General features: G+C 71.4%; 21 protein-coding genes. 8 read left to right on the top strand and 13 right to left on the bottom strand.

Annotation, left to right across the window (positions count from 1 at the left end; translation table 11 throughout):
- Positions 1-67: 67 nt before the first annotated feature.
- Together leuS and J2W45_RS03825 are read right to left on the bottom strand one after the other, a co-directional pair.
- Positions 68-2,680: a leucine--tRNA ligase gene (leuS, locus tag J2W45_RS03830; protein ID WP_310129132.1), complete on the bottom strand. Its 2,613-nt coding sequence runs from the start codon at positions 2,678-2,680 to the stop codon at positions 68-70.
- Positions 2,681-2,808: 128 nt separating this feature from the next.
- Positions 2,809-4,209 carry an anthranilate synthase component I family protein gene (locus J2W45_RS03825; RefSeq protein ID WP_310129131.1) on the bottom strand — a complete coding sequence of 467 codons (1,401 nt, stop codon included), beginning with the start codon at positions 4,207-4,209 and terminating at the stop codon, positions 2,809-2,811.
- 17 nt (positions 4,210-4,226) lie between these two features.
- Here J2W45_RS03825 and J2W45_RS03820 point away from each other — a divergent pair, with 17 nt between their 5' ends.
- Positions 4,227-5,036 (top strand): aminotransferase class IV, encoded by an 810-nt coding sequence (locus J2W45_RS03820; protein ID WP_310129130.1) that lies wholly within the window; start codon positions 4,227-4,229, stop codon positions 5,034-5,036.
- Positions 5,037-5,061: 25 nt separating this feature from the next.
- Here J2W45_RS03820 and cydC read toward each other — a convergent pair whose 3' ends face one another.
- Genes cydC through J2W45_RS03800 form a run of 4 tightly spaced genes read right to left on the bottom strand, consistent with a single transcriptional unit; the run spans position 5,062 to position 10,833 of the window.
- Entirely contained in the window at positions 5,062-6,735 is a 1,674-nt protein-coding gene (cydC, locus tag J2W45_RS03815) for a thiol reductant ABC exporter subunit CydC (RefSeq protein WP_310129129.1), read from the bottom strand.
- Positions 6,725-8,374, bottom strand: coding sequence for a thiol reductant ABC exporter subunit CydD (gene cydD / locus J2W45_RS03810; protein WP_310129128.1), 1,650 nt, complete (start codon positions 8,372-8,374; stop codon positions 6,725-6,727). The genes cydC and cydD overlap by 11 nt, the downstream gene beginning before the upstream one ends.
- A 1-nt stretch (position 8,375) precedes the next feature.
- Positions 8,376-9,407, bottom strand: a complete 1,032-nt coding sequence (gene cydB, locus J2W45_RS03805; protein ID WP_310129126.1) for a cytochrome d ubiquinol oxidase subunit II — start codon at positions 9,405-9,407, stop codon at positions 8,376-8,378.
- Between the two features lie 13 nt (positions 9,408-9,420).
- The gene (locus tag J2W45_RS03800; protein ID WP_310134902.1) at positions 9,421-10,833 is read right to left on the bottom strand and encodes a cytochrome ubiquinol oxidase subunit I; all 1,413 of its coding nucleotides are present in this window, start codon (positions 10,831-10,833) and stop codon (positions 9,421-9,423) included.
- 90 nt (positions 10,834-10,923) lie between these two features.
- Between J2W45_RS03800 and J2W45_RS03795 the strand changes: the two genes are divergently transcribed.
- From J2W45_RS03795 to J2W45_RS03785, 3 genes are all read left to right on the top strand, one after another.
- Positions 10,924-11,292 (top strand): BlaI/MecI/CopY family transcriptional regulator, encoded by a 369-nt coding sequence (locus J2W45_RS03795; RefSeq protein ID WP_310129124.1) that lies wholly within the window; start codon positions 10,924-10,926, stop codon positions 11,290-11,292.
- Complete coding sequence (locus J2W45_RS03790) at positions 11,289-12,245, top strand: M56 family metallopeptidase (protein WP_310129123.1); 957 nt, start codon at positions 11,289-11,291, stop codon at positions 12,243-12,245. The genes J2W45_RS03795 and J2W45_RS03790 overlap by 4 nt, the downstream gene beginning before the upstream one ends.
- Positions 12,246-12,530: 285 nt before the next feature.
- Positions 12,531-13,223 (top strand): DedA family protein, encoded by a 693-nt coding sequence (locus J2W45_RS03785; protein WP_310129121.1) that lies wholly within the window; start codon positions 12,531-12,533, stop codon positions 13,221-13,223.
- Here the strand turns inward: J2W45_RS03785 and J2W45_RS03780 are convergent.
- From J2W45_RS03780 to J2W45_RS03760, 5 genes are all read right to left on the bottom strand, one after another.
- Complete coding sequence (locus J2W45_RS03780; protein WP_310129120.1) at positions 13,216-14,142, bottom strand: ABC transporter substrate-binding protein; 927 nt, start codon at positions 14,140-14,142, stop codon at positions 13,216-13,218. The two genes, J2W45_RS03785 and J2W45_RS03780, sit on opposite strands and share 8 nt — an antisense overlap.
- Positions 14,143-14,207: 65 nt before the next feature.
- Positions 14,208-14,945 (bottom strand): ABC transporter permease, encoded by a 738-nt coding sequence (locus J2W45_RS03775; protein ID WP_310129118.1) that lies wholly within the window; start codon positions 14,943-14,945, stop codon positions 14,208-14,210.
- Positions 14,942-15,631, bottom strand: coding sequence for an ABC transporter permease (locus J2W45_RS03770; RefSeq protein ID WP_310129116.1), 690 nt, complete (start codon positions 15,629-15,631; stop codon positions 14,942-14,944). Before J2W45_RS03770 ends, J2W45_RS03775 begins: the two co-directional genes overlap by 4 nt.
- The gene (locus tag J2W45_RS03765; RefSeq protein WP_310129115.1) at positions 15,628-16,527 is read right to left on the bottom strand and encodes an ABC transporter ATP-binding protein; all 900 of its coding nucleotides are present in this window, start codon (positions 16,525-16,527) and stop codon (positions 15,628-15,630) included. The genes J2W45_RS03770 and J2W45_RS03765 overlap by 4 nt, the downstream gene beginning before the upstream one ends.
- A gap of 263 nt (positions 16,528-16,790) precedes the next feature.
- Positions 16,791-17,447, bottom strand: coding sequence for a TetR/AcrR family transcriptional regulator (locus J2W45_RS03760; protein ID WP_310129113.1), 657 nt, complete (start codon positions 17,445-17,447; stop codon positions 16,791-16,793).
- A 202-nt stretch (positions 17,448-17,649) separates the two neighbouring features.
- On the opposite strand from J2W45_RS03760, the gene J2W45_RS03755 reads away from it, so the two are divergent.
- From J2W45_RS03755 to J2W45_RS03745, 3 genes are read left to right on the top strand one after another with little or no spacing between them, the layout of a single operon-like run.
- Positions 17,650-18,750: an App1 family protein gene (locus tag J2W45_RS03755; RefSeq protein ID WP_310129112.1), complete on the top strand. Its 1,101-nt coding sequence runs from the start codon at positions 17,650-17,652 to the stop codon at positions 18,748-18,750.
- 40 nt (positions 18,751-18,790) lie between these two features.
- A complete protein-coding gene (locus J2W45_RS03750) occupies positions 18,791-19,897 on the top strand; it encodes a winged helix DNA-binding domain-containing protein (protein ID WP_310129110.1) in 1,107 nt (368 codons plus the stop codon).
- 9 nt (positions 19,898-19,906) lie between these two features.
- A complete protein-coding gene (locus tag J2W45_RS03745) occupies positions 19,907-21,001 on the top strand; it encodes an FUSC family protein (RefSeq protein ID WP_310129109.1) in 1,095 nt (364 codons plus the stop codon).
- Positions 21,002-21,069: 68 nt separating this feature from the next.
- On the opposite strand, the gene J2W45_RS03740 is transcribed toward J2W45_RS03745, so the two are convergent.
- Positions 21,070-22,836: a proline--tRNA ligase gene (locus J2W45_RS03740; RefSeq protein WP_310129108.1), complete on the bottom strand. Its 1,767-nt coding sequence runs from the start codon at positions 22,834-22,836 to the stop codon at positions 21,070-21,072.
- A 57-nt stretch (positions 22,837-22,893) separates the two neighbouring features.
- Here J2W45_RS03740 and J2W45_RS03735 point away from each other — a divergent pair, with 57 nt between their 5' ends.
- Positions 22,894-24,345: an RNB domain-containing ribonuclease gene (locus tag J2W45_RS03735; RefSeq protein WP_310129107.1), complete on the top strand. Its 1,452-nt coding sequence runs from the start codon at positions 22,894-22,896 to the stop codon at positions 24,343-24,345.
- Between the two features lie 21 nt (positions 24,346-24,366).
- Here J2W45_RS03735 and ispG read toward each other — a convergent pair whose 3' ends face one another.
- On the bottom strand, positions 24,367-25,500 hold the full coding sequence (gene ispG, locus J2W45_RS03730; protein ID WP_310134900.1) for a flavodoxin-dependent (E)-4-hydroxy-3-methylbut-2-enyl-diphosphate synthase: 1,134 nt from the start codon (positions 25,498-25,500) through the stop codon (positions 24,367-24,369).
- Positions 25,501-25,514 lie beyond the last annotated feature (14 nt).

Raw genomic sequence — 25,514 nt, 5'->3', positions numbered from 1 at the left:
GCAGAAACGCCGAAAGCGCCGGGCTGTGGAAACAACCCGGCGCTTTTGCGCGATGACGACCCGGCGCTCAGCCCCGCGGCTTGGTCGCGATGTTGACCAGGCGCGGCGCCCGCACGATCACGTTGACGACCTCGCGGTCGCCGACCGAGCGGCGCACGGCGTCCGACTGACGCGCCAGGGCCTCCAGCTCGTCCGATGCGATCTTCGGCGACACCTCGAGGCGGTCGCGCACCTTGCCGTCCACCTGGACCACCGCCGTGACCGACTCCTCGATCAGCAGCGTCGGGTCGGGCTTGCGCCACTGCGCCAGGGCGACCGACGGCTCGTAGCCGAGCTTCTGCCACATCTCCTCCGCCGTGTACGGCGAGAACAGGTTCAGCGCCATGGCGATGACCTCGGCCGCCTCCCGCACCGCGGCGTCGGCCGGGCCGGCGCCCGTGTCGATCGCCTTGCGGGTCGCGTTGACGAGCTCCATCAGGCGTGCGACGACGACGTTGAACTTGAAGGACTCCACGAGACCGGGCGCATCCGCCAGGAAGCGGTGCGTCACCCGGCGCAGTGCCGGGTCGCCGGTCTTCCAGACCACGTCGGGCGCGCTGGTGACGTCGTCCGCGATCCGCCACGCGCGGGCCAGGAACTTGGCGCTGCCGGCGGGCGACACGTCCGCCCAGTCGATGTCGTCCTCCGGAGGTCCGGCGAACGCCATCGTCAGGCGCACCGCATCCACGCCGTGCTCGTCGAGCTGCTCGGACAGCTTCACCAGGTTGCCGCGCGACTTCGACATCGCGGAGCCGTCCATGAGCACCAGACCCTGGTTGAGCAGCGCCGTGAACGGCTCCGTGAAGCTGATGTAGCCGAGGTCGAACAGCACCTTCGTGATGAAGCGCGCGTACAGCAGGTGCAGGATGGCGTGCGTGACGCCGCCCACGTACTGGTCGACGGGCGCCCACTTCTCGGCCTCGCGCGGGTCGAACGCCTGGGTGTCGTCCTTCGGCGACAGGAACCGCAGGAAGTACCAGGAGCTGTCGACGAACGTGTCCATCGTGTCCGTGTCGCGCTTGGCCGGGCCGCCGCAGCTCGGGCAGGAGACGTTGACCCAGTCGGTCGCTCCGCCCAGCGGGCTCGTGCCCTTGGGCTGCAGGTCCAGTCCGTCGGCCGGCGGCAGCAGCACGGGCAGGTCGGCCTCGGGCACCGGGACCTCGCCGCACTGCTCGCAGTGGATGATCGGGATGGGCGTGCCCCAGTACCGCTGACGCGAGATCAGCCAGTCGCGCAGGCGGAAGTTCTTCGCGGCGGCGCCCAGGTGCGCCGCCTGCAGCGCCTCGGTGACGCGACGGATGGCGTTGGACTTGCTCAGTCCGTCGAACGGACCCGAGTTGATCAGCCGGCCCTCGCCGGTCAGCGCCACGCCCGTCTCGGACGGGTTCTCGAGCGCCGCCTCCTCGGGCAGGATCGGCTCGCCGGTCTCCGGGTCGGTGTGGATCACCGGGATGGCGCCGGTCACCGGCTGCGTCGTGTCGACGACCACGCGCACGGGCAGGTCGAACGCGCGAGCGAAGTCGAGGTCGCGCTGGTCGTGCGCGGGCACGGCCATGATCGCGCCGTGGCCGTAGTCGCTCAGCACGTAGTCGGCCGCCCAGATCGGCAGCCGCTCACCGGTCAGCGGGTTGATCGCGTGGCGCTCCAGGAACACACCGGTCTTCTCGCGCTCGGTGCTCAGGCGGTCCATCTCCGTGGTGCCGCGCACGGCCTCCAGGTAGTCGTCGAAGCGCTTGCGCACCTCGGGACGCGCATCCTGAACCAGCTCGGCGGCCAGGTCGGAGTCGGGCGCGACCACCATGAACGTGACGCCGTACAGCGTGTCGGGACGGGTCGTGTAGACCGTGACCGGCTCGTCGCGCCCCTCGATCTGGAAGGTCACGTCGGCGCCCGTGGACCGGCCGATCCAGTTGCGCTGCATCGAGATGACCTTGGACGGCCAGGCGCCCTCCAGCTGGTTCAGGTCGTCGAGCAGGCGGTCCGCGTAGTCGGTGATGCGGAAGTACCACTGGGTCAGCTTCTTCTTGGTGACCAGGTTGTCGCAGCGCTCGCAGCGGCCGTTCACGACCTGCTCGTTCGCCAGCACCGTCTGGTCGAAGGGACACCAGTTGACCTGGCTGGCCTTGCGGTACGCCAGGCCCTTCTCGTACAGCTTCAGGAACAGCCACTGGTTCCAGCGGTAGTACGCCGGGTCGGACGTCTGCAGCACGCGGTCCCAGTCGAAGCTGGGCGCGTAGCGGCGCATGCTCGCCTTCTGCTGGGCGATGTTGTCGTTGGTCCAGCCGGCCGGGTCGAGGCCGCGCTTGATGGCGGCGTTCTCGGCGGGCAGGCCGAACGAGTCCCAGCCGATCGGATGCAGCACGTTGAAACCCTGCTGACGCCAGTAGCGGGCGATCACGTCGCCCAGCGCGTAAGCCTCGGCGTGACCCATGTGCAGGTCGCCGGACGGGTACGGGAACATGTCGAGGATGTACTTGCGCGGGCGCTTGTCGGCGGGGTCGTCGGTCGCGAAGGGTCGCAGCTCCTCCCAGACCGGGAGCCACTTCTCCTGGATCGCCGCGAAGTCGTACTGCGGGCGGTCGGGTGCGTCCTGCGGGGTGCTCGCGGCCGTGGTGCCGGCTGCGTCGTGCTCGTGTGCCACGTGACTCTCATTCTCGGTTCCGTCGTGCCGCGGGCGGGATCGGGCGGCACGGAAGAGGTCCGGGCGAGATGGCCCGGGTCTCCAGAGTACTAAACGTCGGCGCCGTCCAGTCCGTTCCCAGCGCGCCCTCAGTTCGCCGCGGGCGTGACGTCCGGAGGGTCCTGCGCGGTCAGGCCCGCGGCAGCGAGCAGCGCCGACGCCTTCACCCGCACCTCCGCGAGCTCCTCCTCCGGCACGGACAGCGCCGTGATGCCGCCGCCGGCCCCGATGCTGACCGTGCCGGCGGTGAAGTAGAGGCTGCGGATCACCATGGCGAGCCGCGCGCTCCCGTCGAGGCCGACGTAGCCGAAGCAGCCCGCGAACGCACCGCGCGGACCGTCTTCCAGCCGATTCAGGATGCGCATCGCGCTGAGCTTCGGCGTGCCGGTCATCGAGCCTGCCGGGAAGCACGCGGCGACCGCATCCACCGCTCCGAGTCCGGCGCGCAGCCGCCCCTCGACGCTCGAGACGAGCTGGTGGACCTGCGCGTAGCTCTCGACGGCGAGCAGGCTGGTCACCTCGACCGTGCCGAGTTCGCAGACGCGGCCGAGGTCGTTGCGCATGAGGTCGACGATCATGACGTTCTCGGCGCGCTCCTTCTCGCTCGCCTCCAGCTCCGCCCGGAGGGCGAGGTCGTCGGCGACGGTCGCCCCGCGCGGTCGCGTTCCCTTGATCGGACGGGTGCGGACGCGTCCGCCCGCGTCGACGCGGAGGAACTCCTCGGGCGAGGAGCTGACGAGCACGTCCCCGCCGATCCGGACGAACCCGGCGTGCGGCGCGGGGCTGGCGCGGCGGAGCCGCAGGTGCACCGCGAGCGGATCGGCCGCGGTCCGGGCCTCCGCCCGGTTGGTGAGGCACAGCTGGTAGGCGTCCCCGGCGCGGATGGCCTCCTGACAGGCCGCGATCGCGGCCAGGTACGCGGTGTCGTCGTGGCGCCACGTGGCGGTGGCGTCCGGCACGGTGTGCTCGGCGAGACGTGCCGCGGCCGCGCCGCCGCAGTGTGCCAGGACCTCGCCGGTCGCCGCGATCCACGCCCGCCCGTCCGCATCGTCGGCCGCGACCAGCTCGACGGTCCGCGCCGCGTGGTCGAACGACAGGAGGCGGTCGACCAGCAGGAGGGCCGCGTCCGGGATCCCCGTGGGGGCGACGGGCGCGCCGGCCGCCGCGGCACCGGCCTCGTATCCCAGTCGTCCCCACCACCCCAGCGGATGACCGGACGTCTCGCCGGTCGCTCGGCCGGCCAGGTCGTCGCGCAGTGCGCTCAGGATGTCGCCCTCACGAGTGCGCCCACCGAGCGTCACGGTGCCGTCGGCGACCGAGGCGGTCGCGGTGACGGTGCCGGTGCCGATCAGGCTGCGGCCCTCCGTCGCCTCCGGACCGCTGTCGAGCCAGACGGCGTCGCCCGCGTCCGGCGCAGCGAACAGCGCGGCGAACGCGTCCGCCGGGTCGACCCAGGTGTCGAGCCGGAGCACGCGGAGCGGTGGGGCCACCGGACTAGCCTAGGCGAGTGGATGCGCGCACGACGGAACCCCTGACGACCCTCGCCGACTGGGCGGACGGCGAACTGCGGATCCGTGACGACTGCGAAGTGGTCGAGACCGAGCTGCTTGCCGCCGATTCCTTCCTGGTCCGTCACGGCGCGGCCCTCGCGCTGCGGCTGCACCGCTCGCGCTTCGCCGACACGGTGCGCGAGCAGGGCTACGGCGGGGACGACCTCGCGGAGTTCTGGGAGGCGGGCGTAGCGGCGCTGCCGCGCACCGGCGTCTGGTTCCCGCGGTTCGAGCTGGTGCGCGTGCGCGACGCGCTGCGGTTGCGCGTGCGGGTGCGTCCGGCGCCCGAGCTGACGGAGCGCCTGGTGGTGGCGACCGCGGAACGCGACCCGCGCCAGGTGCCGCATCTGAAGGGCCCGGACATCGAACGACTGAGCGCGGCGCGCCAGGCCGCACAGCGGCGCGGCGCGCAGGAGGCGGTCCTCCTCGACGACGGACGCGTGGCCGACGGCGCCACCACGGCCCTGCTGTGGTGGCGCGACGGCACCCTGTTCACCCCGCCGCTCGCGCTGCCGCGCGTCGACAGCGTCGCCGCGCGGACGGTCCGCGGGATCGCCGCGGCGGTCGGCGTGCCGGTCGACGAGGAGGAGGTGCGCCCTGCACAGCTCGAGGGGGCCGTGCTGTGGGCGGTCAACGCGCTGCACGGCATCCGTGCGGTCACCGCCTGGGTCGACGGTCCGGCGCTCGCCGCCGACCCGGCGCGGACGGATGCGTGGCGCGCCCGCTTCGCGGCGCTCGCCCGGCCGCTGCCGGAGCCGGGCGAGTAGCGACCCACCGGGTCCGCGCCCGCGCTCAGGCGACCAGCCGCCCGTCCTCCATCCGGAGGCTGCGGTCGATCAGCTCGCCGGGCACCTCGGTGTGCGAGATGAGCAGCACGGTGCGTTCGTCCTCCGCTGCGGTGGTCAGCACATCGCGGACGATCCGATCCGCGACCGCGGCATCCACGTTGGCGGTCGGCTCGTCGACGATGAGCACCGGGAAGTCGGCGAGCAGCGCCCGCGCGAGCGCGATCCGCTGAGCCTGCCCGCCCGAGACCAGGGCGCCGCGCTCGCCGACGGGCGCGGAGAGCCCGCCGCGTTCGAGCACCCACTCGCGCAGCCCGACCCGGTCCAGCACGCCGAGCAACTCGTCGTCGCTCGCGGTGTCGCGGGCGAAGAGCAGGTTCTGGCGGATGTCCGCGTCGAACAGGTGCGGCCGCTGCTCCACCAGGCCGACCGCCTGGCGCACGTCGTCCTGCCGCAGGCCCCGCGTCTCCCGGCCGGCCAGCAGGTAGCCGCCGTCGTGGTCGAGCAGCCGGGTGAGGACGTGCGCGAGCGCCGTCTTTCCCGCACCGGTGGGACCGGTGAGCAGCACCCGCTCCCCCGGCGCCAGCCGGAGCGTCAGGTCGCGCAGCACCGGCGTGTGCTCACCGGGCCAGTGCGCCGACAGCCCGTCCAGCCGCACCTCGGGCACGCCGGGACCGGCGAAGGATGCGGCGTCCCGCGCATCCACGGGGATGCCGTCCGGCACATCCACCGGAGCCGTCGTCGCGATCCGCTCGGCGCTCGTGCGGACACGACGCCAGGCTCCCAGAGCGAGCGGAACGGCCCCGAAGACCTCGAAGACCGCGAGCGGCAGCAGGGCGATCACCGTGAGCGAGGGCGCGTCCATCCCCGCGGCGAGAGCGGGGACGCCGACCACCAGGGCGCCGAGCGTGGCCGCACCGGCGAACAGCGAGACGGCGCCGGCCGTGACACCCAGGCCGACCGCACGGCGGCGTGCGACGGACGTCAGCCTCTCGCTCGCCGCCCGGACGCGCTCCTGCGCGCCCGCGAGCGCTCCGAACGCTGTCAGGACGTCCAGGTTGCTCACCAGGTCGTGGAGCGCGTCGTTCAGCGCCGCCCGCAGCGGGGCGATCCGGCGCTCGGCCGTGCCGGTCGCCCACCGGTTCACCAGCACCCCGGCCGCCAGCGCGCCCGCCAGAGCCACGGTCAGCACGACGGCCGCGCCCGGGAGCACCAGCGCGGTGACGACGACGCTGCCCGCGACGACGATGCCCGCGGTGACCAGCGGCTGGACGACCCGCAGCGACAGGTTCTGCAGCTCATCCACGTCGTCCGCCAGCCGCGTGAGCAGGTCGCCCGAACGAATGCCCCGCAGCCCGTCCGGAGCCAGCGGCTCGAGCCGGCGGTAGAGGCGGGCGCGGACCGTGCCCAGCTGCCGGAAGGCCGCGTCGTGGCCGGACAGCCGCTCGAGGTACCGGAAGAAGGCGCGGCCGAGCGCGAAGGCGCGCACGCCCACGATGGCCAGCGAGAGGTACATCAGCGCCGGCTGCTCCGACGCGCGGGTGATCAGCCACGCGGACACGCCCAGCAGGGCGACGGCGCTTCCGCCGCTCAGCACGCCGAGGGCGATGGCGGCCCACAACCGCCTCGCGGGCGGCAGTGCCAGCCGGAGGATGCGACGGACCTCGGGATCAGCCGACATGGGCCACCTCCTGACGTGCCTCCAGTGTGATCACTCGGCCGGCGGCCGAGGCGACCGCCTCGCGGTGGCTGACCACGAGCACGGCGACGCCCTCCGCGGCGATCCGCCGCAGGCCCGCGACCAGCCGCTCCTCGGTCCGGGCGTCGAGGGCGGACGTCGGCTCGTCGAGCACCAGGATGCGGCAGCCCCGCGACCGCAGGCGGTACAGCGCGCGGGCGACTGCCACCCGCTGCGCCTGCCCGCCCGACATCCCGCTGCCGCCCGCGCCGACCACGGTCTCCGGGTCGAGCTCGTCCGCGGCGGCCTCGTGGAGCACGCGGGCCACGAGCTCGGCGTCCGGGTGCTCCTCCCCGAGTGCGACGTTCTCTGCGATCGTTCCAGCGAGGAGCCCGGGACGCTGACCGGCCCAGGCGAGCGCCTCGCGCCGTCCCCCGGCATCCACGCGCCCATCGGCGACGATGTTGCCCTCGAACGCGACGAATCCGAGTGCCGCCGCGAGCAGCGTCGACTTCCCGGCGCCGCTCGGGGCCCGCAGCACCGTCAGCTCGCCGGGCAGCGCCGTCGCGGAGAACCCGTCGACCGCGGTCCGGCCGTCGTAGGCGACGGTCACGTCCTCGAACACCAGTCCGCTCGTTTCCGAGGCCACGCGGCTGGTGCCCTCCTGCTGCGCGGCGCCATCCACCGCCTCCGCCTCCTCGATCACCGCGAACGCCCGCGCCGCCGCCTCGATCCCCTCCGCGGCCGCGTGGTACGACGCGCCGACGTTGCGCAGCGGCAGGAATGCCTCCGGCGCCAGCAGCAGCACGAACAGCCCCACCGAGAGGTCGAGGGAACCGCCCAGCAGCCGCAGTCCGATCGTCACCGCGATCACCGCGACCGACAGGCTGGCCGCCAGCTCCAGCACGAATCCCGAGAGGAACGACATCCGCAGCACCCGCATGGTGTGCACGCGGTACTGCTCGCTCACCTCCCGGATGCGCGCCTCCTGACGGTGCTGGCGCCCGAACAGCTTGAGGGTGGGCAGCCCCGCGACGACGTCGAGGAACCCGCTCGACAGACGCGACAGCGCCGTCCACTGACGCTGCTGCGCCGCCTGCGTCGCCCATCCCACCAGCACCATGAAGACCGGGATGAGCGGGAGCGTCACCAGCAGGACGATCGCGCTGGTCACATCCCGCCACCCGATCGTCACCACGAGCAGCGGGGTCGCGACCGCGGTGCCGATCAGCTGCGGCAGGTACTTCGCGAAGTAGCCGTCGAGCGCCTCCATGCCCCGGCCCGCGACCAGGGTGACGTCGGCACTGGTGCGGCGGGAGGTCCATCCCGGTCCCAGCCTCCCGACGGCCGTGACCAGCCGCTCGCGCAGCTGCCCGACCGCGCGCGCCCCGCCGCGCGACGCCACTGCGTCGACGGCCCAGAGCAGCACCGCGCGGACGGCGATGACGACGCCGAGCAGCACGAGCGTCCCGCTCAGCTCCGGCAGCCGCTCCCCCGCGATCGCGCGGACGATCACGTCCGTCACCAGCCACGCGAACGCGACGATGGATGCGGTCTGCAGCGCCGCGAGCACGGCGCCGGCCGCCAGCGTGCCGCGCGTGGCGGACGCGTAGCGGAGCAGGCGCGGGTCGAGCGGGCGCACGTCAGACCGTCACGGTGGGGACGACGGGCTCGGCCGGCTCCTGCGGGATGTGGTCGTGCGTCACCCGCTTGCGGAAGATCCAATACGTCCAGGCCTGGTACACGAGGATCAGCGGAAGGAAGATCGCCGCCACCCAGGTCATGATCGACAGCGTCGTGGCGGAGCTCGACGCGTTCGCGATGGTGAGGCTGTTCTGCGGGTTCGGCGACGACGGCATCACGTCCGGGAAGAGCGCCGCGAACAACGACACAACTGCGAGGGCGATGGTCGCCGCCATGAAGCCGAACGACCAGCCCTCGGCGCCACGCAGGTTCGCGATCCAGGATGCGACGAGCGCGATCGCCGCGAAGAGCGCGAGGGCCAGGAACACCGGTGAGAAGTGCGTCACCGCGGTCCAGCCGAGGAAGGTCGCGGCCACGACCACCGCCAGGGCGCCGGACACGGTGGCCAGGCGGCGCGCCCTCCGGCGCAGGTCGCCGTCGGTCTTCAGCGACAGGAACACGGCGCCGTGGGTGAAGAACAGCAGCAGCGTCGTCAGCCCGCCGAGCAGCGCGTAGCCGTTGAGCAGGTCGAAGAACGTCCCCGTGTAGTCGTGGTGCGCGTCGAGGGCGACACCCTGGACGATGTTCGCGAACGCGACGCCCCACAGGAAGGCGGGAAGCGCGGAGCCGACCACGATCATCCCGTCGAACCACCGCTTCCAGCGGGCCCCGGCGCGCTGGTGCCGGTACTCGAACGACACGCCGCGCACGATGAGCGCGAGCAGGATGAGCAGGAGCGCCAGGTAGAAGCCGCTGAACAGCGTGGCGTACCACTCCGGGAAGGCCGCGAAGAGCGCGGCGCCGCCCACGATGACCCACGTCTCGTTGAGGTCCCACACCGGGCCGATGGTGTTGATCATCACGCGGCGGTCGACGTCGTCGCGGCCGAGGAACGGCAGCGCCATCCCGACGCCGAAGTCGAAGCCGTCGAGCACGAAGTAGCCGACGAAAAAGAACGCGACGATTCCGAACCAGAGAACTGCGAGATCCATTGCCCTGCTCCTCCTAGTAGACCGTCGCGACCGGGATGGGCTCGCCGGCCTCGTCGAGATGCTGGTCGATGTCCTGCGGGCCCTTCTGCGCCGCCCGCTTGATGAGCAGGAACTCGACGACGGCGAGGGTGCCGTAGACGGCGGTGAACGCGATCAGCGAGATCAGCACTTCGACGCCCGTCGTGCCGGGCGAGACGCCGTCGGCGGTCTTCATCAGGCTGAACACGATCCAGGGCTGGCGGCCCATCTCGGTGAAGATCCAGCCGACGACCATCGCCAGCAGCGAGAGCGGCATCGCCCAGATCGCGATCTTCCACATCCACGCGCGGGGTGGGGTGCGGCCCTTCCGCGTCAGCCAGAGGCCGACCACCGCGATCAGGACGTGCAGCATCCCGAGCCCGATCATCCAGCGGAAGGCCCAGTAGGTGACCCAGATGACCGGCGTGTAGTCGCCAGGGCCGTAGAGCTGGGTGTACTGCGCCTGCAGGTCGTTGATGCCCTCGACGGTGCCGTTCAGGCTGTGCGTCGACAGGAACGACAACAGGTACGGGATGCGGATGGAGAACAGCTCGTGCACGCCGTCCGGTGTGCCGAGAGTGAAGATCGAGAAGGATGCGTCCGCGCCGGTCGAGGTCTTGTAGAGCGCCTCCGCGGCCGCCATCTTCATCGGCTGCGTCTCGACCATGGCGAGGCCCAGCTGGTCGCCGCTGAGGACGGTGCCGATGCCGGCGCCGACCATCAGCCACAGGCCGAACTTCAGGGCGGGACGCATCGTGTCGAGGTGCCGGTTGCGCGACAGGTGCCAGGCGGCCACCGCGATGATCAGGCCGGCCGACACCATGAAGCAGCCGAAGATCGTGTGCGGGAACGCGGCCAGCGCCACCTTGTTGGTGAGCACCGCCCACAGGTCCGTGAGCTCGGCGCGTCCTTTGGCGGGGTTCAGGTGGTAGCCCACCGGGTTCTGCATGAAGGCGTTCGCCGCGAGGATGAAGTACGCGGACAGGATGCTACCCACCGAGACGACCCAGATCGTGGCGAGGTGCAGACCCTTCGGCAGACGGTCCCAGCCGAAGATCCAGAGGCCGATGAACGTCGCCTCCAGGAAGAACGCGAGCAGGCCCTCCAGCGCGAGCGGTGCGCCGAAGATGTCGCCGACGAAGCGGGAGTAGTTCGACCAGTTCATGCCGAACTGGAACTCCTGCACGATGCCGGTCACGACGCCCATGGCGAAGTTGATCAGGAAGATCTTGCCGAAGAAATGCGTCAGCTGCAGGTAGTGCGGCTTGCCGGTGCGGTACCAGGCGGTCTGGAAGACGGCGGTGCAGGTGACCAGACCGATGGTCAGCGGCACGAAGAGGAAGTGGTAGATCGTGGTGAGCCCGAACTGCCAGCGCGACAGCAGGAGCGGGTCCAGCAGTTCGTTCACGTGCATCCCTCCGACTGTTCTACACAACGTAGAACTTCTACTTCTACAGAGTGTAGAACATTCTCAGCCGGTTCGCGCTACCCTGGATACGTGGCCAATCTGGGTGAACTCGAACGGGCGGTGATGGACGCCCTCTGGGACGGCGACGCCCCCCTCAGCGCAGGCGACCTCCGCGACAGGCTAGCGACGGCGCGCGAGACCGGAAAGGCACCGGCGCTGACCACGGTCCTCACCGTGCTCTCCCGTCTCGAGGCGAAAGGGTTCGTCGGGCGCGACCGTGACGCCCGCCCGCACCTCTATTACGCCGCGCTGTCCCGCGCCGGGCACGTCGCCGACCTGATGCGCGAAGTGCTGGAGTCGTCCTCCGACCGCACCGAGGCGCTCGCCTACTTCGTCGGCTCGGTCGACGAGTCCGAGGCCGAGGTGCTGCGCCGCCTCCTCGCCGACCGCAGCGTGTGAGCACCGACCCGGCCGCGCCGCTCGCCGGCGCGATCTTCCTGGGCGCGCTGGCCGTCGCGCTGGCGTGGCCCGTGCCGCTGCTCCTCGCCCGGGCGAAGTGGCCGTCCGCCGCGCCGACGCTCGCCCTGGCGCTCTGGCAGTCGATCGCCCTCGCCGGGGGCATCTCCATGATCGGCTCGCTGCTGCTCGCGGGACTCGAGCCGTTCGGCGACGACCTGTGGAGCCGCATCGGCGGAGCGTGGGCCTCGCTCTTCCACGGTCCGCTGCCGCCCGAGGTCAGCCTCCTGAACGCGTTCCTGCTGAGCGCGGCCGTCCTTCTCACCGCACACCTCGTGCTCAATCTCGCGCTCACCTCGGTGCGGAGCCGCAACCAGCGGCACCGCCACATGGAGCTGCTGCGCCTGCTCTCCTCCCCGCTGCCCGACGTTCCGAGCACACGCGTGATCGACCATCCCGCGCCCGCTGCCTACTGCCTGCCCGGGGCACGCAGCGTGACCGTGCTGTCCGAGGGCATGATCGAGCTGCTCTCCCCCGCCGAGCTGGATGCCGTGGTCGCGCACGAGCGCGCCCACCTGCGGCAGAAGCACCACCTGCTGCTGGACGCGTTCCGCTCCTGGAAGCGCTCCCTCCCCTGGTTCCCGATCGCCACCCGGGCGCAGGACGCGGTCGCCCTGCTGATCGAGATGCTCGCCGACGACACGGCGCGCCGCACCTCCGGGGATGCGGTGCTCGCCGAGGCGATCCGCCTCGTGGACGCCACCGGCCCCGCCGGCGCCGCCCTCGGCGCCCCCAAAGACCGGCGCACGCCCGAGCAGCGGCGCGCCGCCCTCGTCGCGCGCGAGGAGCGCCTCACGGACGGCCGGCGCACCGTCGGCCCGCTGCTCCGCGCGGCCGTGGTCGTCGCGACGGTGCTGCTCGTCGTGGTGCCGCCCCTCGTGATCCTGCTGAGCTGACGCTGCCCGCACGTCCCGCTGGCGCCGCTCGCGCCCTTAGGTGCCGAGATTTGTGCCAAATCGCGGTTATCGCGCCGCCATAACCACGATTTGGCACAAATCTCGCAATCGGACGTCACCGCGGATTCGTGCCGAATGTCGCTTATCGGGGCGGAGGGGGCGACATTCGTGACGAATGTCGCCCGCGGGACGGTACGGGAGGCGGCGCGAAGGCGCAGCGGCGGCTCAGGGGGCGACCAGGGGGCGCCGCTACGCTGCGGGTATGCCGAGACGTGAGCCGTCGACATGAACGATGCACTGACGTGGGTGCTCGACCTGGTGCAGGGCGTCGACCCGGTGCTGCGGACACTGCTCGCCGGGCTCGGCATCCTGTTCGAGACGTCCATCCTGGTCGGGCTGATCGTTCCCGGCGACACCATCGTGCTGGTGGCCGCCACGGGCGTCGACGGGCCCGCGGAGTACGCGGCCCTCGTCGCCGCCGTGATCGTCGGCGCGCTGTGCGGGGAGTCGATCGGCTTCGCCCTCGGGCGCTGGTTCGGGCCGCGCATCCGGGTCAGCGCGCTCGGCCGGCGGGTCGGCGTGCGCAACTTCGACCGCGCCGAGGCCTACCTCGCGCGGCGCGGCGGCATCGCGGTGTTCCTCTCGCGGTTCCTGCCGGTGCTGCACTCGCTCATCCCGCTGACCGTCGGGATGAGCCCGATGCGGTACCGCACGTTCCTCGCATGGACGGCGCCCGCGTGCGTGCTGTGGGCGTTCGCCTACGTCAGTGTGGGTTCCGCGGCGGCGGGGAGCTATCGCGAGCTGTCGCGCGAGCTCCATGGCGCCGGCTACGTGTTCGTGGCGGTGATCGCCGTGTTCCTGGTGGCGGTCTTCGTCGTCAAGAAGGTGCTGTCCGCCCGCGAGGCCAAGCACATGGAAGCGGCGGCCCGGGAACCCGGACCGCCGCTCGATGAGACCGAAGAGCCCTCGGCTACTTGATCGGGTGGTCCTGCAGCCACTTCTTGGCGAGCACGTCGGGCTGCGTCTTGCTGGAGCCCTGGTTCTCGCCGTTCAGGTCGATCAGGTCGGAGGTGGTGAGCTCCTTGGAGACCTTGTCCAGGACGTCCTTGACCTTGTCCGACGCCTTCGAGCTGTTGATCAGCGGCACGATGTTCTGGGCCGCGATCAGGTTCTTCGGGTCCTTCAGAGTCACGAAGCCGTTGTCCTTGATGGCCGGCGTGGTCGTGTAGATGTCGGCGAGCTGCACGTCGCCGTTCTTCAGCGCGGCGACGGTCAGCGGGCCGCCCGAGTCGCTGATCGGCTTGAGCGTCGCGGTGACGCCGTAGGCCGACTTCAGCCCCGGGATGCCGTAGGGCCGCGTCCCGAACTCAGGATTCGCGCCGACCGTGAGCGGGTCGGTGACCTTCTTCAGGTCGTCGAGGCTCGTGACACCCCACTTCTCCGAGAACTCCTTGGTGACGTTGTACGAGTCGGCGTCCTGGGCCTCCGACTGGTCGAGCACCTCGTAGCCCTTGGGCAGGGCGTCGTTCAGGGCGGCGTAGACGTCGTCGCTGGAGGTCGCGGTGCTGTTCTTGTCGTAGAACTGCAGCAGGTTGCCGCTGTACTCCGGGATGAGGTCGATGGAGCCGTCCTGCAGCGCCTTCAGGTACACGTCGCGCTGGCCGATGCTCGGCTTGTACGCGACCTTCACGCCGTTGGCGGCCAGGGCCTGGCCGTAGATCTGCATGAGGATCTCGGACTCGCCGAACGCGGCGGAGCCGACCGTGACGGTGTCACTGGACGACGAGGCGGAACCGGTGCTGAACGCGCCGCCCCCGGAGGAGCAGGCGCTGAGGGCGAGCAGCGCCCCGGCGGCGAGCACGCCGGCCGCGAGGCGGCTCTTCTTCGATGCGAACATGATCTTCTCTTCTCTTGGGTGCTCCCGGTCGGGGAGGCTGGTGTGCTGGGTTGGACAGGACGGGTTCAGGTGGTGGGGGCGCCTTCCGGCACCGGGCGGGCGGCCGAGCGGCCGCCTTCCGCGCTGTCGCGGACACGCCCCGCGGTGACACCCCGGGGCACGACGAGGCGCTGGACGATGGCGAACAGCCCGTCCGCGACGAGGGCGAGGGCGACCACGATGATGGAGCCGCCGAGTACCTCCGGGTAGTTCTGCACCGAGAGGCCGTCGAACAGGAAGCGGCCGAGACCGCCGACCGGCAGGATCGCCGCGACCGTCCAGGTGGCGATCACCTGCAGACCGCCCGAGCGGATGCCGCCGATCACGAGCGGCAGCGACAGCGGCAGCTCGACTTTCGTGAACACCTGCCATCCGGTCATGCCGATCGCGCGCGCGGCGTCGATGGGCGCCCGGTCGACCGACTCGAGTCCCGAGTAGGCGCCCGCCAGGATCGGCGGGATCGCGAGGATCGTCAGGGCGATGAGCGACGGCACGATGGTGAGGTTGGTCGTCAGCAGCGCCAGGTAGATGACGAGGCCCAGCGTCGGCAGTGCGCGCAGCGCTCCGGAGACGCCGACTGCGAGCCCACGGAACCGGCCCGAGTGACCGATCGCGAACCCGATGGGCAGGGCGATGATCGCGGCGAGCAGCAGCGTGAGCAGCGAATAGACGATGTGCTCGCCCAGACGGGCGGGGATGCCGCTCGGCCCGGACCAGTTGGCCGGGTCGCCGATCCACCCGAAGGCAGCCAGGATGTCGGTCATGCGCCGGTCACCGCCCTCATCGCCGCGCGCCGGCTGAGCCGTGCTGCCCGCCGGTTGGATCGCGTCCAGGGCAGGAGCAGACGGCCGAGCCCCACGAGGATCAGGTCGAAGACGAGCGCCACCACCATGATCAGGATGATGCCGACCGCCACCTCCTCGGTGTACGAGCGGTTGAGGCCGTCGGTGAACAGGTAGCCGAGGTTCGGGACGCCGAGGAGCGCTCCGACGCTGACGAGACTGACCGTGCTCACCGACACCACGCGGAGTCCCGCGAGCAGCACCGGTCCGGCCAGCGGGAGTTCGACGGACCAGAACCGGCGCCAGGACGAGAACCCGACGGCGGTCGCCGACTGCAGCACGTCACCCGGCACGGAGCCCAGCGCGTCCGCCGTCGTGCGCACCATGAGCGCGAGCGCGTAGATGCTCAACGCCACCACCACGTTGAGGGGCGACAGGATCTGGGTGCCGATCAGCGCGGGCATCGCGAAGAACAGCGGCAGCGACGGGATCGTGTAGAGGATGCCTCCGATCGTCAGCAGCACGCCGCGGCTCCACCGGTAGCGGTTCGCGACCCACCCGATGGGCAGGGAGACCACGAACCCGATGACGATCGGGAGAGCGGCGAGCCACACGTGGGAGACCGTGAGATTCCAGACCTGGCCGAGGTTCGACCACAGAAAACTCACGACGCGTCCTCACCCTGCGCCGGAGCACCCGCGACCGAGACGGTCGCGGCCTTTGCCTCGGAGGGAGCGGCTGTGCCACGCGGCGAGCCGGAGAGCACGCCGGCGGCGCGCCCGTCGCTGTCGACGAGCACCGAACCGGTCGGCGTCTCCTCGACGTGGAGTGCACGGCGGCCACGGTCGGCGCCGACGAACGACGCGACGAAGTCGTCGGCCGGGTCGGCGAGGATCTCGGCGGGCGTGCCCTTCTGGGCGACGATGCCGCCCTTGCGGAAGATCACGACCTGGTCGCCCAGCTTGAAGGCCTCGTCGATGTCGTGCGTCACGAAGACGACGGTCTTGTCGAGGTCGCGCTGCAGGTGCAGCAGCTCGTTCTGCAGGTCGTCGCGCACGATCGGGTCGACGGCGCCGAAAGGCTCATCCATCAGGAGGATGTTCGGGTCGACCGCCAGCCCGCGGGCCACGCCCACGCGCTGCTGCTGGCCGCCTGAGAGCTGGCTCGGGTACCGGTCGGCGAGCGAGCGCTCGAGGCCCACCGTGTCCATGAGCTCCAGCGCGTGCTCGCGCGCCTCTTTCTTCTTGACGCCCTTGAGCAGCGGGACCGTCGCGATGTTGTCGACGACCTTGCGGTGCGGGAGCAGGCCCGAATTCTGCATGACGTAGCCGATCGAGCGGCGCAGGGCGACCGGCTTGAGCGACAGCACATCCTGGCCGTCGATCTCGATCGACCCGGACGTCGGGTCCACCATGCGGTTGATCATGCGCAGGATGGTCGTCTTGCCGCTTCCGGAGGAGCCCACCAGCACGGTGATCCGCCGCGACGGGATGACGAGCGAGAAGTCGTCGACGGCGAGCGTCCCGTCCGGGAAGCGCTTCGTCACGTCGCGGAACTCGATCACGAGAGCTCTCCCCGGATCGGGGTCGCTGCGCGATCGGAATCGCTCCTGGGGGCGGGGGCGTGTGCGGCCATCTCCTCCACCCAAACAAAACCGCGCGGTTTTGGCAATGAAAAGAGACGAATCGTGACGTTCAGGGTCGGTCGCATTCCGGCCCCCCTTCGTTCGGTGATGTAGCCGTTCGGGTTCTGCGCACTCTGTTCGGAGCACTCACCCGTGTGGATGGCAACCTGCCACCCACCACCGACATTCCCGATCCGACGGGATCAGTGCTGCGGGTCGAAGCGCCGCTCGAGGTACTCCTTGGCCACGGTCCTGGCCTCGGCGATGTAGCGCTCGTCGCCGTTCGGGTCCTCCACGAATGCGCGGTTGATCAGGGAGTCCATGATCTCGACGACCACGTCGAGACGGAACGCCAGGTCGTCCCCGGCGGGCAGCCCGTACTCATCGGAGAGGATCTGCGCGAACTGGCGGGCGAACCCGGCGTCGCGCACGACCTCGTCCTCCGGGACGCCCGCGCGCTCGGCGTCGGCGAACCGGATGATGCGGAAGCCCGGCTCGGTGCGGAACATGTCGACGAAGGCGTCGATCGCGGCCTCCACGGCGTTCCACCAGTGCTCCGGCGACTGCGCGTCGATGGCCTGCACGACGGAGTGGCGGTAGCGCAGGAGCGCGCGGTCGCGGAGGGCCTGCAGCAGCACGATGCGGTCCGGGAAGTACCGGTAGACGGTTCCGATGGAGGCTCCGGCCCGCTCCGCCACCATGGCGGTCGTCAGCCGGTCGAATCCGATCTCATCCACCACGGCCGCGGCCGCGTCGAGCAGCGCGTCGATGCGTGCGGCGCTGCGCTCCTGGATGGGCTCCGTGCGGACGAGCGGTGCTCCGACCGTGCTCTGTCCGGCCACCAGATCGTTGATGGGCACGAGGGCGACTCCTTTTCTCAGTCGAACAAGGCGGTGTTTCGGGTCCCCAGCCCGGCGACAGGATCACCGTCGCACTCAGACGATCATATTCGTGGAAACCTCACTTCCGCTGTGGAATACCCTTCGACGCGCCGCAGAAACAGTCCCCCAGATCTGGGGGATGCATTCGTGTGCACGTTCACTCCGTGAGAAAATGCCTTAGATGCCCTCTTCCGATTCGCGCCATGACAAGGTCTCCGGCGACCCCATCGTCCGTCGCGGCGCGGCGGTCGAGCCGATCATGCACCGCGCCGCCCGCATCGAGGACGCGTTCCACGACTTCCGCGCCCGCCGGGCCCGCAAACGCGGTTTCCTGGCGACGGTGGTGCCGTACACCGGCTACGGCTCGCCCTCGTGGGTGCGCATCCTGGGCCGCGTCGTGCTCGCCAAGGAGCCGCGCCCGGGGAGCCGTGCCGAGCGGCTGCACCGCAGGCGCGAGGAGTCGATCCGCGGCTGGCGCTCCTTCATCAGCGTGCCGCTCGCGGAGACGACGGTCACGGTCGAGATCGAGGGCGACCGTCACGAGGTGACGACCGACCGCGGCGGCGTGATCGACTCCGTGGTCCCGGTGCAGCTCTCCCCCGGGTGGCACATCGTTCGCCTGTCCACCGCGGAGTCGACGCGCGTGTTCGAGGCGCCGGTCTTCGTGCTCGACCCGAAGGCCACCTTCGGCGTGATCTCCGACGTCGACGACACCGTCATGGTGACGGCGCTCCCCCGGCCCTTGCTCGCCGCCTGGAACACCTTCGTGCTCGACGAGCACGCGCGCGTCCCCACCCCGGGCATGTCCGTCCTCCTCGAGCGGCTCTCCGCCGCGCATCCCGGAGCACCCGTCGTCTACCTGTCGACGGGCGCCTGGAACGTCGCGCCGACGCTCACCCGGTTCCTGTCGCGCAACCTCTTCCCGGCCGGCCCGCTGCTGCTCACCGACTGGGGGCCCACACACGATCGCTGGTTCCGCAGCGGCCGCGAGCACAAGCGCACCAGCCTCGAACGGCTGGCGCAGGAGTTCCCGGGGCTGAAGTGGCTGCTGATCGGCGACGACGGGCAGCACGACGAAGACCTGTACGGCGAGTTCACGGTCGCGCATCCCGACAACGTCGCCGCCGTCGCCATCCGCCAGCTGTCGAACAGCGAGGCGGTGCTCGCCGGTGGCCGGTCGAAGGCGGACAAGCACCGGGAGCTCTCCGGTACGCCCTGGGTGTACGCGCCGGACGGCGCCGGTCTCAGCGAGCAGCTGACGGAGCTCGGACTCCTGCCGTAGCGGGCACCGACGTGTCGGTGGCGTCTGCCAGGCTGGTGCCATGTCCTCCGGCCCCATCGCGCACGCGAACCGCGCCGACCTGCTCCGGATGCGCCGGCTCGCGCAGGCGATCGACGGCCCCCGCGAACAGGATCCGGCCGGGGTGGCGCGCCGGCTGCTCGCCCTGCAGGGCCAGGACTTCGCGGCGGGAAGCTGGGCTCTCGCCGTGCGCACCGACCGTGCCACACGCGACGACGTCCTCGCCGAGCTCGACGCCGGCCGCATCATCCGCTCCTGGCCGATGCGGGGGACGCTGCACTTCGTACCGCCGGACGACCTGCGCTGGATGCTCTCGGTCACGACCGACCGGATGGTCGCCGGTCTGGCACGTCGGCACGAGCAGCTCTCGCTGACCGCCGCCGACTTCGCGCGCGCGGCCGATGTCGTCACCGGCGCACTGGAGGGCGGCGGCCGCATCGGGCGCGCGGAGCTGATGGAGCTGTGGGAGTCGGCCGGGATCGGCACCTCCGGTCAGCGCGGCTATCACCTCATCTACTTCCTCTCCCAGACCGGCCTGCTCTGCTGGGGCCCGGTGGTCCGCGGCCCGAACGGCACGCTGGCGCAGGCGCTCGTCCTGCTCGACGAGTGGGCGCCCGCCCCGCCCGCGATCGGAGCGGACGAGGCGAGCACGCGATTCCTGCTCCGCTACCTGACCGGTCACGGCCCGGCGACGATCCGCGATTTCGTCTGGTGGATGAAGGGCACGATCAGCGCCGCGAAGGCGGCCCGTGCGGAGCTCGGCGACGCGCTCACGGCGATCGAGTGCGACGGAGCCGAGTACCTCGTCACGTCCGAGCTCGCCGACCGCGCAGCGGCCACCCCCGCCACCCGCGCCGAGAAGGAGGCGGTGCACCTCCTGCCCGCGTTCGACGAGTACCTCCTCGGCTACCAGGACCGCTCCCCCATCCTCGACGACGAGCACGCCGAGCTCATCGTGCCGGGCGGGAACGGCATCTTCCAGCCGATCATCGTCGCCGGCGGCCGCATCGTGGGCACGTGGCGCCGTGACGGCGCCCGCGTCGTCCCCGCCCCGTTCGCCGAGCTGAGCGGCGCCCGCCGGGCGCGCCTCGAGAGGGCCGCTTCGGCCTACGCCCGGTACGCCGGGTAGCGTTGAAGGGTGGCACGCACCCGCTCGACCTCCCGCCGGCTCCCGGCTGGCATCGCGCTCCCCGCCACCATCCGCACGTCCACGCGCGCCCCGTTCCTCCAGGTGGTGAAGACCGCCGTGGCGATGATCGTCGCGTGGGCGGTGGCGAGCGTCTTCGTGCACGGCGAACTGCCGATCTTCGCCACGATCGCGGCCCTGCTGGTCGTGCAGCCGAGCGTCAACCAGTCGGTGGGGCGCGCGATCGAGCGCTCCCTCGGTGTGATCGGCGGTGTCGTCGTCGCCTACCTGATCGGGCTGGCCTTCGGCACCAACAGCTGGATCGTGCTCCTGGCGGTCGTCGTCTCGGTGCTGCTCGCCTGGGCGCTCAGGCTCACCCCCGGGACGGCGAACCAGGTGCCGATCACGGCCATGCTCGTGCTCGCCATCGGCGCCTCCGACCCCGAGTACGCCCTCGCCCGGATCGTCGAGACGGTGCTGGGCGCGGCCGTCGGCGTGATCGTCAACGTCGCGATCGTCCCCCCGGTGCTCACCGCCCCGGCCCGGGAGGCGGTGGTCGCGGTCGGCACGGAGATCGCGTCCACGCTCGACCGGCTCGCCGACGCGCTCACCACCCGGCACACCCGGGGCGAACTGGATGCGCTGCTCATCGAGGCGCGGCTGCTGCGGCCGATGGAGGCCAAGGCGCAGAGCGCGATCACCGCCGCGGACGAGAGCCTGTCGCTGAACCCACGCCAGCGCAAGCACCGCGTCTACCTGGAGCACGACCAGCGACTGTTCGACAGCCTCCGCCCGCTGATCAACCGCACGCTCGGGATGACGCGGGCCTACCACGACCACTACGACGACAGTCTCGCCGGCGAGCCGACCATCCACGCCATCGCCGACGAGCTGCACCGCGCCGCGCACGACCTGCGGCTGCTGGCGCGCGACCCGGACGAGCCGGTCGCCGAGCCCGGCACGGAGACGGCGGGCATCCCGGTGCTCACCGCGCCCCTGACGGTCGCGACGCCGGACCCGCGCCACTGGGTGCTGATCGGCTCCCTCGTGGAGGACATGCGCCGCATCCACGTCGAGATCGCGGGCGACGACGCCTCGTCCGGCTGAACTCCGAATGACCGGCTCAGGTCCGGCTGAGGCGCCGTGCCCGCGGCGCGGGCCCGCTCCGACCGGGGCTAGGCCGTCAGCTCGGCGACCGCCTCGGCCACCGGCAGAGTGCGCCGGTCGCCGGTGCGCCGGTTCCACAGCTCGACCTCGCCATCGGCTGCGCCGCGACCGACCACGAGCACGCGCGGCACGCCGATCAGCTCGGCGTCGCCGAACTTCACACCGGGCGACACCTTCGGCCGGTCGTCGTAGAGCACGTCGAGCCGGGCGTCCTCGAGCTGGCCGATGATCTCCTCGGCCAGGTCGTAGGCGACCTGGTCGCGACCGGTGGCGACGACGTGCACGTCGAACGGAGCGATCGACTCGGGCCAGACCAGCCCGCGGTCGTCGTTGTTCTCCTCGGCGAGGATGGCGAGGATGCGCGTCACACCGATGCCGTACGACCCCATCGTGACCGTGACGAGCTTGCCGTTCTCGTCGAGCACCTTGAGGCCGAGCGCCTCGGCGTACTTGCGGCCGAGCTGGAAGACGTGGCCGATCTCCATGCCGCGGGCGAGTTCCACCGGTCCGGACCCGTCCGGCGCGGGATCGCCGGGCTTGACCTCGGCGACCTCGACCACCCCGTCCCACGAGAAGTCGCGGCCGGCGACCAGGCCGAAGACGTGCTTGCCCTCGATGTTGGCGCCTGTGATCCATCCCGAGCCGTCGACCACGCGCGGGTCGACCACGTAGCGGATGCCCGTGGCGGACTTCTCGCCCAGCACGGGGCCGTCTGCCGACCAGGGGCCGATGTAGCCCTTCACGAGACCGGGGTTCTTGGCGAAGTCGTCGTCGGTCGCGGCGTCCACCTCGGCGGGCGCGAAGGCCACCTCGGCGCGCTTGAGGTCGACCTCGCGGTCGCCCGGCAGGCCGACGACGACCAGCTCGCGGGTTCCGTCGAGGTTCGTCAGGGCCAGGACCACGTTCTTCAGCGTGTCCGCCGCCGTCCAGGCGCGCCCGTCCGGACGCGGGTGCTTCTCGTTCGCCACCTCGACCAGCGTCTGGATCGTCGGCGACCCGGGGGTGTCGAGCACCTCCTGGGGCGTCAGCTTCTCGTAGGAGCGCGCGGGAGGCGCGATCGTCGTGAACGCCTCGACGTTCGCGGCGTACCCGCCGGGCGAGCGCACGAAGGTGTCCTCGCCGACGGGCGTCGGGTGCAGGAACTCCTCCGACCGCGAGCCGCCCATCGCTCCGGCATCCGCCTGCACGATGACGTACGACAGGCCGAGCCGGGTGAAGATCCGCTCGTAGGCCTCGCGCTGGGCCATGTAGCTCGCGTCGAGTCCCTCATCCGTGGCATCGAACGAGTACGCGTCCTTCATCGTGAACTCGCGGCCGCGCAGGAGGCCGGCACGCGGGCGCGCCTCGTCGCGGTACTTGTCCTGGATCTGGAAGATCGTCAGCGGCAGGTCCTTATAGGACGAATAGAGGTCCTTCACGAGCAGGGTGAAGACCTCCTCGTGCGTCGGCGCGAGCAGGTAGTCGGCGCCCTTGCGGTCCTGCAGGCGGAAGATGCCGTCGCCGTACTCCTCCCAGCGGCCGGTGGCCTCGTAGGGCTCGCGCGGCAGCAGCGCGGGGAAGTGCACCTCGTGGGCGCCGGCGGCCGCCATCTCCTCGCGGATGATCCGCTCGATCTTCTCCTTCACGCGCAGCCCCAGCGGCAGCCACGCGAAGATGCCCGGCGCCTGGCGGCGGATGTAGCCGGCGCGCACCAGCAGGCGGTGGCTGGTGACCTCGGCGTCCGAGGGGTCTTCACGGAGGGTGCGGAGGAAGTAGTTGCTCAGGCGTGTAGGCACCGTTCCATGTTAAGGGGAGCCGGAAGGCGGCACGGCCACGGAGACTAGGGTGGCGGCATGCCCGACCGCAGGACCCGCGTCGCCGCCTCCCCCGCGGCTGCACCGCTCGCCGCATCGCTCGCCGCGTTCCGCCAGGAGCTCGGGCTGCCGGAGGCCTTCCCGCCCGCCGTCGAGACCGAGGCGCAGGAGGCCGCGGCTGCGCATCCGCTGCCGGACGCCGATGCGGCGGACCTGCCGTTCCTCACCATCGACCCCGCCGGGTCCACCGACCTCGACCAGGCGATGCACCTCTCGCGCGCGGGCGACGGCTTCCTGGTGCGGTACGCGATCGCGGACGTCCCCGCCCTGGTCGCGCCCGACGGGGCCGTCGACCAGGAGGCGCGCGGCCGCGGGCAGACCATCTACGCCCCGGACGGACGCGTGCCCCTCCACCCCGACGTCATCGGCGAGGACGCCGGCTCGCTGCTCCCCGACGTCGTGCGCGGTGCGTTCGTTTGGGAGATCGCCCTCGACGGCGACGGCCACCAGACGTCCGCGCACGTGTCGCGGGCGCGCATCCGCTCGCGCCGCCGCTGGAGCTACGAGGAGGCGCAGGCCGCGCTCGACGACGGGAGCGCGCCGCCGGAGCTCGCGCTGCTGCGGGAGATCGGGGAGGCCAGGATCGCGTGCGAGCGCGAGCGTGGCGGAGCGAGCCTCAACACGCCCGACGAGGAGGTCGTCGTGCGCGACGGGACCTACGCCCTGGAGCGGCGCGCGCCGCTCCCGGTCGAGGAGTGGAACGCGCAGCTGTCGCTCCTGACCGGGATGGCGGCGGCGCAGCTGATGATCGAGGGCCGGGTCGGCATCCTGCGGACCATGCCCGCGCCGACCGACGAGGCGTTCCAGACCTTCCGCGCGCAGACGGTCGCGCTGGGCCTGCCGTGGGCCGAGGGGATGCCGTACGGCGCCTACCTGCGCACGCTCGACCCGGTGCACCCGCTGGCGGCGGCCGTGCTGCAGGCGGCCACGGCGCTGTTCCGTGGCGCCGGTTACGTGGCGTTCGACGGCGAGCCGCCGCACGACCCGCAGCAGGCCGCGATCGCCGCGCCGTACGCGCACGTCACCGCGCCCCTGCGGCGGCTCGTCGACCGCTGGGGCCTCGTGATCTGCGAGGCGCTCTGCGGCGGACGTCCGGTGCCCGAGTGGGCGCGGACGTCGCTCGGCACCCTCCCGTCGATCATGGGCGCCTCCAGCCGCCTCGCCGCTCAGGTCGAGGCGGGCGCCGTGGACCGGGTGGAGGCCGCGCTGCTCAGCTCGCGCATCGGCGCGGAGCTGGGCGCGACGGTGCTCGCGGTGCGCAACGGGACCGTGCTGGTGCAGCTGGACGAGCCGGCCGTCACCGCGTCGACGCCGCGCTGGGACGGCGTCGAGCCGGGCGACCGGATCCGTCTCCGCGTGATGGCGGCCGACATCGGGACCGGACGGGTGGCCTTCGAGCCGGTGCCGTCCGACGCGGTCCGTCAGCCCTGACGGTTCAGTGTGCCCTGAGGGTCAGTGAGCCCCGACGCTGACCGTCGGCTCGCCCGACGGGCGGTCGGCCATCTCGTCGGCGAGGCGGTTGGCCTCCTGGATGAGCGTCGCGACGATCTCGGACTCGGGCACGGTCTTGATGACCTCGCCCTTGACGAAGATCTGGCCCTTGCCGTTGCCGCTCGCGACACCGAGGTCGGCCTCGCGGGCCTCTCCGGGGCCGTTCACGACGCAGCCCATGACCGCGACGCGCAGCGGAACGCTCATGCCCTGGAGGCCCTCGGTGACGCTGTCGGCGAGCGAGTAGACGTCCACCTGCGCGCGACCGCAGCTCGGGCAGGAGACGATCTCGAGCTTGCGCTCGCGCAGGTTGAGCGACTGCAGGATCTGCAGGCCGACCTTGACCTCTTCCGCCGGCGGCGCCGAGAGCGACACGCGGATGGTGTCGCCGATGCCCTCGCCCAGCAGGATGCCGAACGCGGTGGCCGACTTGATGGTGCCCTGGAAGGCGGGGCCGGCCTCGGTGACGCCGAGGTGGAGCGGCCAGTCGCCGCGCTCGGCCAGCATCCGGTACGCCTTCACCATCACGATCGGGTCGTTGTGCTTGACCGAGATCTTGAAGTCGTGGAAGTCGTGCTCCTCGAACAGGCTGGCCTCCCAGACGGCCGACTCGACGAGCGCCTCCGGGGTGGCCTTTCCGTACTTCTCGAGCAGGCGGCGGTCGAGCGATCCGGCGTTCACGCCGATACGCAGCGAGACGCCCGCCGCCTTGGCGCGGCGTGCGATCTCCCCCACCTGGTCGTCGAACTTGCGGATGTTGCCCGGGTTGACGCGGACGGCCGCGCACCCGGCGTCGATCGCCGCGTAGACGTAGTTGGGCTGGAAGTGGATGTCGGCGATGACCGGGATCTGGCTCTTCTTCGCGATGATCGGCAGCGCCTCGGCGTCGTCGCGGCTCGGGACGGCCACGCGGACGATGTCGCAGCCGGAGGCCGTCAGTTCGGCGATCTGCTGCAGCGTGGCGTTGATGTTGGTCGTCGGCGTGGTGGTCATCGACTGCACGCTGATCGGGGCGTCGCCGCCGACCAGCACTTTGCCCACTCGGATCTGGCGGGACTTGCGACGGGGGGCGAGGGTTTCGGGGACTTTGGGCATCCCCAGATTGATTG

This window comes from Leifsonia shinshuensis (assembly GCF_031456835.1).
Lineage (GTDB): Bacteria > Actinomycetota > Actinomycetes > Actinomycetales > Microbacteriaceae > Leifsonia > Leifsonia shinshuensis_C.
Note: the sequence above shows the minus strand (reverse complement) of the source record. Positions and strands in the feature narration are given on the sequence as shown.